This window comes from Niallia taxi (assembly GCF_032818155.1).
GTDB lineage: Bacteria > Bacillota > Bacilli > Bacillales > Cytobacillaceae > Niallia > Niallia taxi_A.
Genome location: NZ_CP102589.1, coordinates 672,694 through 685,220 on the forward strand (window position 1 = coordinate 672,694; position 12,527 = coordinate 685,220).

The following is a 12,527-nucleotide window of genomic DNA, read 5'->3' on the forward strand; positions in this document are numbered from 1 at the left end:
TTCCTATTAAATTGTAGTTGCATATCAACGACTAGATTAGGTAAAATAGAGGTTGCTTTTATGCAAAAAACTTCTTAACTTGCGGGAGTGCGGGAATTAATACTATACTTCATTAACTATATACATTTTATAGTTTTTTTCTTCTTCAAACACGTAACGCCTCAAAAAAAATGAATACATTCCTTTCCAAATACAAATTTCGCTAAATGGTAGGAATAACTGAAAATGAAAAAAGAGTGGTGGCAAAATGGGATTGAACATATCTAGTTTGGAAAATATGAAATTAAAAGAGCTATACGAATTGGCTCGTGAATATAAAGTAGCTTACTACAGCAAGCTGACGAAAAAAGAGCTTATATTCTCTATCTTAAAAGCGAGAGCCGAACAGGAAGGGTATTTCTTCATGGAAGGTGTTCTAGAGATTATCCAATCAGAAGGCTTTGGCTTCTTAAGACCGATTAACTATTCGCCTAGTTCACAGGATATCTACATATCAGCTTCCCAAATCAGAAAGTTTGATTTGAGAAATGGGGATAAGGTTTCAGGTAAGGTGCGTCCGCCTAAAGAGAATGAGCGATACTTCGGCTTGCTGCAAGTGGAAGCAGTAAATGGCGATGATCCGGCAACAGCAAAGGAAAGGGTTCATTTTCCAGCGCTAACTCCATTATATCCAGACAGACAGATGAAGCTGGAGACAACACAAAAGTATGCTTCTACACGTATTATGGATGTACTTGCACCTGTCGGCTTTGGGCAGCGTGGATTAATTGTTGCGCCTCCAAAGGCTGGTAAAACAATGCTTATCAAGGAGATTGCCAACAGCATAACGACGAATCATCCAGATGCGGAGCTTATTGTCCTTTTAATTGATGAGCGACCAGAGGAAGTAACTGATATCGAAAGATCTGTAAGCGGAGATGTTGTAAGCTCCACTTTTGATGAGGTTCCAGAAAACCATATTAAAGTTGCTGAGCTTGTTTTGGAAAGAGCAATGCGTCTTGTGGAGCATAAGCGTGATGTTGTTATCCTGATGGACAGTATAACAAGACTTGCGAGGGCATACAATCTTGTCATTCCTCCAAGTGGAAGAACATTATCAGGAGGGATAGACCCTGCTGCTTTCCATCGTCCAAAACGCTTCTTCGGTGCAGCGCGTAATATTGAAGAAGGCGGTTCTTTAACAATCCTTGCAACTGCATTGGTGGATACAGGTTCTCGTATGGATGATGTTATTTATGAGGAATTTAAGGGTACAGGTAATATGGAGCTTCATTTAGACCGCTCTCTTGCAGAAAGAAGAATTTTCCCTGCGATTGATATTCGCCGTTCTGGTACGCGTAAAGAGGAACTTCTTATACCGAAGGAACACTTGGATAAGCTATGGGCCATTCGCAAGTCCATGTCTGATGCTCCTGACTTTGCAGAACGTTTCTTACGTAAGCTAAGACAAACAAAGTCTAACGAAGAATTTTTCGCTGTATTGTCTGATCAAATGAAGGCAGGAACTGCTGCGAAGCGTTCTTAATTGCTGTTAAGTGAATTCAAAACTTGGGAAAAATTTCATGATTCAAGATGAGGAAATGAAGTTGCAAAAAGCCCATGTACTTGTTATAATGATGACAGTGTGTTTTTGAAATAATAATGCATGGGAAAAAGCATTGTCCAAGCATTATTCTATAACTCTGTTTCGAAAGTTGCAGGGCGGAAGGAGATGAAAAGGAATGAAAGCAGGAATTCATCCAACTTATAATGAAATTACGGTAAAATGCGCATGTGGCAACGAGTTCACAACTGGTTCTGTTGCAAAAGAGATGAAAGTTGAAACTTGCTCTGAGTGCCATCCGTTCTATACTGGACGTCAAAAATTCGCTGAAGCTGGCGGACGTGTTGACCGTTTCAACAAAAAATACGGCATCAAAACGCAACAACAATAATCAATCCAAAGAACAGGCAAGAATGTTTCATACCTTGCCTGTTCTTTCTTTATGATAATCCTACGGACTAAGAGGGTTTTTAAGAATACAAGAAAATGAAATACGGATTTTTTGTATTCTTAAGCGTCTTCTATGAGTACATGAACGCTACAGTCGCTTTGCTAATTTAGTAAAGGACATGTTTTTGGAGGAAGGAAGGAGAGGTTTCATGTATGTGATGAAACATCATGGATGGGTAGAGGTTATTTGCGGAAGTATGTTTTCCGGTAAATCAGAAGAGCTTATCCGACGAGTTAGAAGAGCCCAATTTGCTAAACAGAACATTGTTGTGTTTAAGCCTAAAATAGATAATCGTTACAGTGAGGAAGCTGTAGTCTCACATAATGGTTCTACAACAGTTGCTGTCCCAATTAGCAACTCCTCAGAAATCTTTGAATATGTGAAACCAGATGTTGAAGTGGTTGCCATTGACGAAGTCCAGTTTTTTGATCCGGAGATTGTGGCAGTTGTCCAGCATTTAGCCAATAGCGGCTATAGAGTTATCTGTGCAGGATTGGATCAGGACTTCCGTGGTGAGCCATTTGGAAGAATGCCTGAACTTATGGCAATTGCTGAGTTGGTGACAAAGCTGCAGGCAGTTTGTGCTGTATGTGGTTCACCGGCAAGCCGTACGCAGCGACTAATTGACGGATTGCCAGCATCGTATGATGACCCAATCATACTTGTCGGTGCTTCTGAATCGTATGAGCCTAGATGCCGTCATCATCATGAAGTACCTAAATCACCTTCACTGAAAGAAATCAACAGTACTTCAATAAAGTGACTGTATGCAAAAAAAGTCCCCATTAGAGCTCTAATGGGGACTTTATTAGGAAGATACAGATAAGCCAAGCTTTGAAAGTGCCTGCTTGAGTGTGCTGTATGTAGGGACATTCTCAAGGCTAATCCCTAAATTATTGATGACTTGTGCTATATCGGGTCTTAGCCCTGATATACTCGATTCCATGCCTGTGTACTTCAAAATCTTTACTAAGCTTAGAAGCTTTTGCAGCACCATCGTATCAATGGAAGATACGCCAGAAAGATCAATAAGCAGATGTCTAATTTCCTTATCCTTGCAGCTAGCAGGGACATTTTCTAAGATTAGATTCCCTCTTGTTGTGTCAATGGCTCCAATAATCGGCAGAACCCCAATATGATTAATAATGGGGATAATCGGGTTGCTTAATTCATTGATTGTGTCTTGCTGCGCTTGAATTTTTTTAAGATTGTATTCGTGGTACATTTCAGTGAATTCATTGTTCAATTTGTCAAAAGTAAGATGGAAGACCGAACTCCAATGCAATATGGTTGCCTGTGGAATATCTCCTATTTCTTCAATGAATATAGTAATCATTTCCCAGATGGTTTGTCTAGTCAGACTTAAAGCATGCAGTACTTGATGAACAGGCACGCCGAGCCTTACTCTGCTTTTGGCAATTTCGTTTGCCCATTTTGATAAATTTGCGGAGAAGATAGTCTCATCATCTAGAAAAGAACTGATGACAGTTTCAATTGTAAAAGCATGTTGGGACCTGAGTAGATTATTAACAGCATCAGTAGAATCTTTACTATAAATGGATCCCTCTTCGCCGTCTTTTAAGACGAACCATTTTTCTGTAATTACTGGAGCCTTTTCCATTATATAGTGATAGACAGAGTCGTTGGATAGAGACATTATTTGTCCTCTCTTTCTATGAATATCTTTATTATAAAGCAAAACGTTACAAGATAAGCATTATATCCTCGTAAATGCTGTTTTTACATGTTAATTTGGTTTTGACGGGGATAATAGCCTATAATATAATTAAAATGTTATGGAAAAAAATTGAGGTGAATATTCGTGTTTGATCGTCTGCAAGCTGTAGAGGATCGTTATGACAGGCTTAATGAGCTATTGAGCGATCCTGAAATTGTCAATGATACAAAAAAATTGCGTGATTATTCTAAAGAGCAATCAGATATACAAGAAACGGTTGAAGTTTACCGGGAATATAAAGAAGTAAAAGCACAAAACCAAGACGCGAGATCAATGCTAGAGGAAAAGCTTGATTCAGAAATGCGTGCAATGGTTAAAGAAGAGCTGGATGAAACAGCAGCGAAAATTGAGGAATTAGAAGGACGTCTAAGAATATTGCTGATACCAAAAGATCCTAATGACGATAAGAACGTTATCATGGAAGTTCGGGGAGCAGCAGGTGGAGACGAAGCAGCATTATTTGCTGGAGACTTGTTCCGCATGTACAGCCGCTATGCAGAATCTCAAGGCTGGAAAATGGAAGTAATTGATGCAAGTTCAACAGGTGTAGGTGGATATAAGGAAATCATTTTCATGATAAACGGAAAAGGTGCCTACTCAAAGCTTAAGTTTGAAAATGGAGCACACAGGGTCCAACGTGTGCCTGAAACAGAATCTGGCGGAAGAATTCATACTTCAACAGCAACAGTTGCGTGTCTTCCTGAGGCTGAAGAGGTTGAAATTGAAATCCACGATAAGGATATCCGTGTTGATACATTTACTTCAAGCGGACCTGGTGGACAAAGTGTTAACACTACAATGTCTGCGGTAAGATTGACTCATTTACCGACAGGAACAGTTGTATCTTGTCAGGACGAAAAATCGCAAATCAAAAACAAAGAAAAAGCAATGAAAGTATTACGTGCTCGTGTGTATGACAAGTTCCAACAAGAAGCACAAGCGGAGTATGACCAGCAGCGTAAGTCTGCAGTCGGTACAGGAGATCGTTCAGAACGTATCAGAACATATAACTTCCCGCAAAACCGTGTAACAGATCACCGAATTGGACTTACTATTCAGAAGCTTGATCAAATCCTGCAAGGAAAAATGGAAGACATTATTGATGCTTTGATTATGGAAGAGCAATCAAGCCGTTTGGAAAGTGCTTCTGATGTCTGATTCAGGACAAATGAAAGTGTTCGATGCCCTTAAATGGGCTTCTTCTTATTTGACTGTGCATGGTCGTGAGGAATACGCTGGAGAACTGCTAATGCGTCATGTATTAGGAGCGACTCGTTCTGAGATGCTGATGAAATTTAGAGAAGAGATGAGTGAAGATGCCTTTTGCCAGTTCCAAAAGTATGTCCATCTTCATGGTGAAGGAAAACCGATTCAATATTTAATAGGTTATGAGGACTTTTACGGACGGACATTTACAGTCAATGAGGAGGTTCTTATCCCCAGACCGGAAACAGAAGAGCTTGTTTATAATATGTTAGAGCGAATTAAGGTGTTATATGGAAGTGACACTGTTGATTTGGTTGATATCGGAACAGGGAGCGGGGCTATCGCGATTACGATGAAACTGGAATACCCACAGCTTCACGTGACTGCAACAGACCTATTCGAAGAATCCTTGAAGGTTGCAAGGCAAAATGCAATGGCGCTTGAAGCAGAACTGGAATTTGTCCAAGGAGATTTGTTTGAGCCATTTTTAAAAGCTAAAAGAAAATTTGATGTAATATTATCAAATCCTCCTTACATACCAGATCAAGATGCTGTTGAAATGTCTGTTGTCGTTACAGAGCATGAGCCTCATCGAGCATTATTTGCAGGAGCAGAAGGCTTGGATATTTACAGAAGAATATGCGAGCAGCTTCCTTTTGTGTTAAAGACTAAAGGCATTGTCGGCTTTGAAGTAGGCATGGGTCAAAGTGAAGCAGTTTCAAAATTGATTGTGAATGCTTTTCCGTCAGCAAAGGTAAATGTTGTGTATGACATCAACAAGAAGGATCGAATGGTATTTGCTGAAATAGGGTTTGAGTGACATTTTTATATTAGTTTTAACCGCGGATAATCCGCGGTTTTTTCTTTTGAAAAAAATCAAACTTGCTAGTTTAAGAATCTATTAATCTGTCCACACTGTTTTTATGAGGGGGCGAATTAATATGAAAAGAAAATCAATGGCAACAATATATATATTTGTACTTATCCTATCAACTATTATGAGTTTATATATACCAAAAAATGAAGTGACAGCAAATGACGAAGTGGTAATTCCAAATGATGCTATCAGACTAAGAATATTGGCAAATAGCGATAGCGAAGAGGACCAAGCTTTAAAGAGAAAAGTAAGGGACGCAGTCAATGCAGAAATAACAAATTGGGTAGCAGATTTAACTTCTAAAGAAGCAGCAAAACAGCTTTTAAAGGATAAACAGCCGGAAATTCAAAAGATAGCAGAAAAGGTAGTTATGGAAGAAAGCTCAGATCAGACAGTAAAAGTGAAATTCGGTAAAGTAGATTTTCCTACAAAGCTATACGGAGAGTTTTTATATCCTGCTGGTGAATATGAAGCAATTTTAATTACATTAGGAGCTGGAGAAGGAGCAAATTGGTGGTGTGTGCTGTTTCCACCATTATGTTTCCTTGATTTTTCTAACAGTGTCGCTGTAAGTGATGGCTTTGAAGAGGATAAGAAGGAAGAAGATAGCAAAAAGAAGGAAGAAGTAGTAGCAGAAAAGAAAGACAAAGCAGATGAAGAATCAAAGAAAGCTAAGGAAGACAAAAAAGCAGAAGTGAAAGAAGTAGTAAAAGACAGTAAAGAGGATCCTGTTTATGTGGATGAAGAAAAAGAGAGTGACGTAGAAGTAAAGTTCTTCCTTGTAGAGCTATGGGATAAAATCTTTGGATGAGATAATAAGTCATCTGCGCAAGTAAACACTGCTTGTGACAGATGGCTTTATTTTTAAAAATAAGGATACAGGGCATATACTGTAAAGTTATGCTTGGATTAATCTTATTGGTAGAGAAGATTAATAAAAATTCTATCATTTTTTTCAACTCCTTTTCATAGTAATAGAATTAACAGCTAATTCAATTTATGATAAAGGGGACTTAAAATATGGAGCATATTATTAGAACAGCAACTAATGGAGATATAGAGGGCCTTAAAAGCTTTTTAGGGAGAACGGAAGTCGAATTGCAGGATTTGGAGAATTGGATGGACTTCTGCCTTGTTGCGGAGGATACACATTCAGGAGAATTAATGGGGACAATCGGCATTCAGCCTTTTGCTGACGCTGGGCTGCTAAGGGCGCTAGTGCTTAAAAATGGATCTGCTGAAGACATTTTGTTTTTGCTTCAACAGGCCATAAGGTTGGCTAAAGAACAAAAATTAGGTATGCTATATTGCGTAGTGAATAATAAGAATGCGAGGAATCTCTTCTATTTACTTGGATTTAAGGAGATAAATGTCGAAGATTTGCCTGTGGATGTCAGACAATCATCAACAGTAAAGACAGCAGAAGCTGTTAATAACTCGAAAATTATGTATTATTCGATAAACAATGTGGATAATTAGGAAGAGTTATCCACTGTTTTCGTCTTTTTATTCACAATTTGTGGACAAGTCAGATAAAAGACGAAAAAATCGCCTGGATTTGGTCAAATGAGAATTGTCGAAAATTGAAGAAACACAGGCGATTTCAATGTATTTACATAAGTTTTAAATAAAGGTGGATAAGTATGAAGACAAATTTATGGTCAGTGGATAAGTATGTGGATATAGATAGTAGTTATCCACAAATTAAACAGGCTGCAGACCTTTTAAACAAAAATGAAGTAATTGCCTTTCCAACAGAAACAGTTTATGGACTTGGAGGGAATGCGAAAAATGATGAAGCCATTGCTAAGATCTTTGCTGCGAAAGGAAGACCATCTGATAACCCGCTCATCATTCATATAGCAAAAAAAGAGCAATTGGCAGAGCTCGTGAAGGAAGTGCCGGAGAAGGCAGAGCAATTAATGGAAGCCTTTTGGCCAGGAGCACTTACGATTATATTTCAGCTTAAAGAAGGTGCATTATCGAAGCTGGCAACTGCCGGGCTTAATACTGTCGGCATAAGAATGCCTGACCATCCGGTTGCATTAAAATTATTAGAATTGGCCAATTTACCGATTGCTGCCCCAAGTGCTAATACATCTGGAAAGCCGAGCCCTACTACTGCGCTTCATGTAAAGGAAGATTTAGATTCAGTTATTGCCGGGATTGTGGATGGCGGTCCGACAGGTGTTGGTGTTGAATCAACGGTTATTGATTGTACTGATTCTGTTCCTGTGATACTTCGGCCAGGTGGTGTGTCCCATGAGGACATCGAAAAAGTAATCGGGGAAGTGATGCTAGATAAAGCCCTTGTTAATAAAGATTCCGCACCAAAATCACCTGGCATGAAGTATACACATTATGCACCGAATGCTCCGTTGTATTTAGTGCAAGCACCGAAGGAAAGAATTCAAGAATTGGTTGCAGAAGAGCGCCGCAATGGCAAAAAGGCAGGAGTGCTTACAACAGAAGAAAACAAAGAGTATTATCAAGCAGATTATATTTTTGTGTGCGGAAAAAGAGCGGACTTATCCACTGTTGCTGCAAATCTATATGATGGCTTAAGAAGTTTTAATCATAGTGATGTTGATATTATTTTCGCAGAGGTATTTCCATATGAAGGGGTAGGACATGCCATCATGAACCGTTTAATGAAAGCAGCCTCTCACCAAGTTATTGATTGACATACTGATTATGTAAATTATTATTTTAACCTTCATTTCTAATGCTTCTAAAAGAACTTGGACGTGCATATTCTCTAATTAGCAAGTCCAAGGAGGAAGGTAATGTCTACACTAATCGGAGAAATATTTACACTTGTTCTAATGGCATTTGCTTTAGGGATGGACGCATTTTCTGTAGGGCTAGGCATGGGAATGTACAGGCTCCGGCTAAGGCAAATTATGAAAATTGGAATCATTATTGGAATATTTCATGTCATCATGCCACTGTTGGGAATTCTTGCAGGGAGATTTCTGTCTGATAATTTTGGGGAGATTGCTGGAATTATTGGTGGAGTGCTTCTGCTTATTTTAGGTGTGCAAATGATATGGGCAGGCTTTAAGGAAGAGGACGCCTACAAAATTACACCAGTTGGCTTCGGGCTTATTGTGTTTGCGGTCAGTGTGAGTTTGGATAGCTTTTCCGTAGGGCTAAGCTTAGGTATTTATAAGGCTAAAACATGGCTTGTTCTGCTTGCCTTTGGGTTAAGCGCAACATTGTTAACATGGCTTGGTTTAATTATTGGCAGAAAAGCTCAGGGTCTTCTAGGGAATTATGGGGAGGTTTTGGGTGGAGGAATATTGCTTGCCTTTGGCATTAAGCTGCTTTTACACCTATAAAATCTTAAAATTCAACATTGAGTAATCATTGGCAGCTTAAAAGTAAGCTGCTTTTTTATTTGGAAAAAACAGCTAAAACTCTATATGGAAAGTGTAAAATCTAAAAATCATGTCGATAGATATAGTAGTGAATCCAAATGGTGAAATAGAACGGCAATAAATCTATAATAACGTTAAAAGGGAGGTGGGAAAAATGGTGCGAGTATTGTTTGTTTGTACGGGAAACACTTGTCGAAGTCCAATGGCAGAAGCCATTCTTATAAACAGAGGGAATATGCAAGTGAAGTCTGCTGGAGTATATGCAATAGATGGTTCAGAAGCTTCCTATCAAGTGAAAGAAGTGTTGACAGAAAAGGGAATAAAGCATAATCATCTTTCAACCATGCTGAATGCTGACTTAATTGATTGGGCAACACATGTGTTTACAATGACAGTTGGGCATAAGAATGCCATTGTCAGCCAATTTCCCCATGCAATCGAAAAAACATTTACATTAAAGGAATTTGTAAATGATGATAAGTATGGTGATATTGTTGATCCATTTGGAGGTTCGGTCGAGCTTTACAGAAAAACATATCAGGAATTGGATGGCTTGATCCAGTCACTTATCAAAAAATTACAAGAGGAATACTAGGGGAGAAAAACATGGAAAAGACTGCTTCATATAAGTTCAGCTTGAGAAAAAAACTTGCATTATTTATTACCATTCTAGCGCTTATTACATATTCAACAAGTGCATTTTTCATCTACGTCCTATATCCTTTGCTTCCAGGAATCGGAATCAGCGCATTTGTATTCAATCTTATTACATTGACATTGGGTGTGCTGTGGTCTGGATTTTTGGCGTTTTTAGCAGCCGGCTTTATTATTAAACCACTGCAAAGATTAGAGAAAAGTGCCATTAAAGCAGCACATGGCAATCTTAGTGAGGATGTGAAATTGTCAAGCTCAGATGATGAGATTCGATCACTTGGAACGGCTTATAACGATATGCTCTCTAATTTAAGAGAAATGGTCAAAAGTATTGAGAAAAACTTCAATAGTACGAATGCAACGGTTAAGACAATTACAGGAAAATCGCAGGAAGCTCAAGAACAGACTGATTCTATTACAAGGGCAGTAGAAGAAATTGCAGGCGGATCAGAGGTAGCAGCTAATTCTGTGCAAGCGACAGCTGAAGCGGTGGAGCAATCAATGAATATCGCCCAAACAGTTCAAGAAACGGCAGATCATACTCAAGCGATCTCTAATGAAATGCTTTCAAACCTTGATGAGACAAATAAAGTAGTTCATTCACTTGTGGCAGGCCTTAAGCAATTGGCAGAGGAGAATAGCCGCTCCTTATCTTCCGTGAAAAGCTTGGAGGAAAATGCAGCGAAAATCGGTGATATTCTTAAGCTTGTTGGAACAATTGCAACGCAAACGAATCTTCTTGCTTTAAATGCATCTATAGAAGCTGCAAGAGCAGGGGAGCATGGTAAAGGCTTTGCAGTTGTTGCAGAAGAGGTCCGAGTTCTTGCGGATGAAAGTGCGAAAGCAGTTGATGGAGTAGCAGAGCTTATCGACAGCATGCAATCAGAGGTAAGAAATGTTGCCGTGCAAATTAAGAAGCAGGTGCAAAGCGCTAATGCAGAGGCAGAGCAAGGGGTAAGAACAAATGCTACACTTCAGGAAATGACAGCCATAGTGAAACAAATGGCAGATTCCACAAAACATATAACACAGCAGGTTCATCAGCAGATGGAGCAAATTGAACATACCTCCCGCCAGTCGCAGGAAGTGGCGGCAATAGCGGAGGAGACATCTGCGGGAACGCAACAGGTTATGATTATTGCAGAAAATCAAGCGAAGATTATTAATGAGGTTGATATGCTGACACTCGAGCTGCAAGAGCAGGCTGAACAGCTGAAAGAAACCATTACTAGATTTAAGGTTTAGTCTTTTCTTTACGAGTTTTGCTTAGGTTATTATTCATTTTAGTTAATCTTTAAGGAGAGGCTGGCATTTCTAAAAAGAATGTAAACAGCCTTTCTATTTGCTCCTTTTTATGTGAAAATAATAGAGGAATATGAGGAGGTTAACAGGATGAAAGTTGCCATTGCTTCAGATCATGGTGGTTTAACCATTAGAGAAGAATTAAAAAATTTACTGGAAGAATTAAAAATAGAATATGTTGATTTTGGCTGTGACTGTAATGCTTCAGTCGATTACCCGGACTATGCACTGCCAGTTGCGGAAAAGGTCGCTAGTGGAGAATTTGACCGCGGAATACTTATTTGCGGCACTGGCATCGGTATGAGCATTGCTGCTAATAAAGTTAAAGGTGTTAGATGTGCTCTTGTACATGATGTGTATAGTGCAAGATTGACAAGAGAGCATAATGACAGCAATGTAATTGCGATGGGTGAAAGAGTTATCGGGCCAGGACTTGCCCGGGAAATAACGAAGGTTTGGCTGCTTTCAGAATTTAGTGGCAGCAGACATCAAACAAGACTAGATAAAATAGCACAATACGAATTAGAAACATCCTCCTAAGCATATGCTAAATTGGAAAGGCTGTGTTGTTTATGAGTATAAATATATCAGCTCTGGAAGATCAGCTTCAGAGCATTGTTTCTGAATATCAAGAACAGGCAAAATTGACGGATCGCCATTTATTTGTCATTGGCTGTAGCACAAGTGAAGTAATTGGCCAGAAAATTGGTACAGCAGGTGCAGTGGACGTTGCAGGTATTATCTTCCAACAGCTTTTAAAGTACAAGGAAACAGCAGGTGTAGAACTAGCTTTTCAGTGCTGCGAACATCTTAACAGAGCTGTAGTTGTTGAAAGAAAGCTGCAAGAGGAAAAGAATTTATCTGAGGTATCTGTTATTCCTGTGCGTCAAGCTGGAGGTGCAATGGCAGCATATGCCTATCAGCATATGAAGGATCCAGTAGTTGTTGAACATATCAAAGCAGATGGTGGCATAGATATCGGGGATACTCTAATTGGCATGCATATTAAGCATGTTGCCGTGCCAATAAGGGTTTCGCACAAGCAGCTTGGCGAAGCTCATGTCACGCTTGCTAAAACAAGACCGAAATTGATTGGCGGCCAAAGGGCTGTTTATGAAAAAACGAAAGATAATGAATCCTGCTAACAGAAAAAGATATCCCGAAAGTAGTCGGGATATCTTTTTTGTTTACATATATGGAAGAAAAAACTGATTTGTATGTACGGGAATAATAGTGAAATTAGGGGTAGATTGGCTTTTTTATTATTTTAAGAAAGTAATAACACAAATTTATGCTATTTTCCCATTAAAACACGAACATTTAATTTTAAATATAAAATAATAATTCGTATTTTTTAGCTTCTTTTTGAAATTGTT

14 protein-coding genes are annotated in these 12,527 nt (G+C 39.0%); 13 read left to right on the forward strand and 1 reads right to left on the reverse strand.

Annotated elements, in window-relative coordinates; translation table 11 throughout:
• The first annotated feature begins 247 nt into the window (after window positions 1-247).
• From rho to NQZ71_RS03385, 3 genes are all read left to right on the forward strand, one after another.
• A complete protein-coding gene (gene rho / locus NQZ71_RS03375; protein ID WP_144455129.1) occupies window positions 248-1,525 on the forward strand; it encodes a transcription termination factor Rho in 1,278 nt (425 codons plus the stop codon).
• A 196-nt stretch (window positions 1,526-1,721) separates the two neighbouring features.
• Complete coding sequence (gene rpmE, locus NQZ71_RS03380; RefSeq protein WP_127738994.1) at window positions 1,722-1,934, forward strand: 50S ribosomal protein L31; 213 nt, start codon at window positions 1,722-1,724, stop codon at window positions 1,932-1,934.
• A gap of 208 nt (window positions 1,935-2,142) precedes the next feature.
• The gene (locus tag NQZ71_RS03385) at window positions 2,143-2,757 is read left to right on the forward strand and encodes a thymidine kinase (RefSeq protein ID WP_144455130.1); all 615 of its coding nucleotides are present in this window, start codon (window positions 2,143-2,145) and stop codon (window positions 2,755-2,757) included.
• Window positions 2,758-2,802: 45 nt separating this feature from the next.
• Here the strand turns inward: NQZ71_RS03385 and NQZ71_RS03390 are convergent, their stop codons facing one another.
• Entirely contained in the window at window positions 2,803-3,651 is an 849-nt protein-coding gene (locus tag NQZ71_RS03390; protein WP_144455131.1) for an STAS domain-containing protein, read from the reverse strand.
• 165 nt (window positions 3,652-3,816) lie between these two features.
• Between NQZ71_RS03390 and prfA the strand changes: the two genes are divergently transcribed.
• The 10 genes from prfA (at window position 3,817) to NQZ71_RS03440 (ending at window position 12,296) form a co-directional block, all read left to right on the forward strand.
• Window positions 3,817-4,890 carry a peptide chain release factor 1 gene (prfA, locus tag NQZ71_RS03395; protein ID WP_144455132.1) on the forward strand — a complete coding sequence of 358 codons (1,074 nt, stop codon included), beginning with the start codon at window positions 3,817-3,819 and terminating at the stop codon, window positions 4,888-4,890.
• A 10-nt stretch (window positions 4,891-4,900) separates the two neighbouring features.
• Entirely contained in the window at window positions 4,901-5,758 is an 858-nt protein-coding gene (gene prmC / locus NQZ71_RS03400) for a peptide chain release factor N(5)-glutamine methyltransferase (protein ID WP_317011720.1), read from the forward strand.
• A gap of 121 nt (window positions 5,759-5,879) precedes the next feature.
• Window positions 5,880-6,626 (forward strand): stage II sporulation protein R, encoded by a 747-nt coding sequence (gene spoIIR / locus NQZ71_RS03405; RefSeq protein ID WP_317011293.1) that lies wholly within the window; start codon window positions 5,880-5,882, stop codon window positions 6,624-6,626.
• Window positions 6,627-6,835: 209 nt separating this feature from the next.
• Entirely contained in the window at window positions 6,836-7,294 is a 459-nt protein-coding gene (locus NQZ71_RS03410) for a GNAT family N-acetyltransferase (RefSeq protein ID WP_144455134.1), read from the forward strand.
• A 164-nt stretch (window positions 7,295-7,458) separates the two neighbouring features.
• On the forward strand, window positions 7,459-8,499 hold the full coding sequence (locus tag NQZ71_RS03415; protein WP_317011294.1) for an L-threonylcarbamoyladenylate synthase: 1,041 nt from the start codon (window positions 7,459-7,461) through the stop codon (window positions 8,497-8,499).
• A 102-nt stretch (window positions 8,500-8,601) separates the two neighbouring features.
• Complete coding sequence (locus NQZ71_RS03420; RefSeq protein WP_317011295.1) at window positions 8,602-9,156, forward strand: manganese efflux pump MntP; 555 nt, start codon at window positions 8,602-8,604, stop codon at window positions 9,154-9,156.
• A 193-nt stretch (window positions 9,157-9,349) separates the two neighbouring features.
• On the forward strand, window positions 9,350-9,790 hold the full coding sequence (locus NQZ71_RS03425; protein ID WP_317011297.1) for a low molecular weight protein arginine phosphatase: 441 nt from the start codon (window positions 9,350-9,352) through the stop codon (window positions 9,788-9,790).
• Between the two features lie 11 nt (window positions 9,791-9,801).
• Complete coding sequence (locus tag NQZ71_RS03430) at window positions 9,802-11,094, forward strand: methyl-accepting chemotaxis protein (protein ID WP_260054293.1); 1,293 nt, start codon at window positions 9,802-9,804, stop codon at window positions 11,092-11,094.
• Window positions 11,095-11,241: 147 nt separating this feature from the next.
• Window positions 11,242-11,691: a ribose 5-phosphate isomerase B gene (gene rpiB, locus NQZ71_RS03435; RefSeq protein WP_127739003.1), complete on the forward strand. Its 450-nt coding sequence runs from the start codon at window positions 11,242-11,244 to the stop codon at window positions 11,689-11,691.
• A gap of 32 nt (window positions 11,692-11,723) precedes the next feature.
• Window positions 11,724-12,296 carry a TIGR01440 family protein gene (locus tag NQZ71_RS03440; RefSeq protein WP_144455139.1) on the forward strand — a complete coding sequence of 191 codons (573 nt, stop codon included), beginning with the start codon at window positions 11,724-11,726 and terminating at the stop codon, window positions 12,294-12,296.
• Window positions 12,297-12,527 lie beyond the last annotated feature (231 nt).

Bases quoted from the DNA above. Each gene is read 5' to 3' on its own strand.
- rho (WP_144455129.1), top strand. From the start codon at position 248: ATGGGATTGAACATATCTAGTTTGGAAAATATGAAATTAAAAGAGCTA.
- rpmE (WP_127738994.1), top strand. From the start codon at position 1,722: ATGAAAGCAGGAATTCATCCAACTTATAATGAAATTACGGTAAAATGC.
- NQZ71_RS03385 (WP_144455130.1), top strand. From the start codon at position 2,143: ATGTATGTGATGAAACATCATGGATGGGTAGAGGTTATTTGCGGAAGT.
- NQZ71_RS03390 (WP_144455131.1), bottom strand. From the start codon at position 3,651: ATGTCTCTATCCAACGACTCTGTCTATCACTATATAATGGAAAAGGCT.
- prmC (WP_317011720.1), top strand. From the start codon at position 4,901: ATGAAAGTGTTCGATGCCCTTAAATGGGCTTCTTCTTATTTGACTGTG.
- spoIIR (WP_317011293.1), top strand. From the start codon at position 5,880: ATGAAAAGAAAATCAATGGCAACAATATATATATTTGTACTTATCCTA.
- NQZ71_RS03410 (WP_144455134.1), top strand. From the start codon at position 6,836: ATGGAGCATATTATTAGAACAGCAACTAATGGAGATATAGAGGGCCTT.
- NQZ71_RS03415 (WP_317011294.1), top strand. From the start codon at position 7,459: ATGAAGACAAATTTATGGTCAGTGGATAAGTATGTGGATATAGATAGT.
- NQZ71_RS03420 (WP_317011295.1), top strand. From the start codon at position 8,602: ATGTCTACACTAATCGGAGAAATATTTACACTTGTTCTAATGGCATTT.
- NQZ71_RS03425 (WP_317011297.1), top strand. From the start codon at position 9,350: ATGGTGCGAGTATTGTTTGTTTGTACGGGAAACACTTGTCGAAGTCCA.
- NQZ71_RS03430 (WP_260054293.1), top strand. From the start codon at position 9,802: ATGGAAAAGACTGCTTCATATAAGTTCAGCTTGAGAAAAAAACTTGCA.
- rpiB (WP_127739003.1), top strand. From the start codon at position 11,242: ATGAAAGTTGCCATTGCTTCAGATCATGGTGGTTTAACCATTAGAGAA.
- NQZ71_RS03440 (WP_144455139.1), top strand. From the start codon at position 11,724: ATGAGTATAAATATATCAGCTCTGGAAGATCAGCTTCAGAGCATTGTT.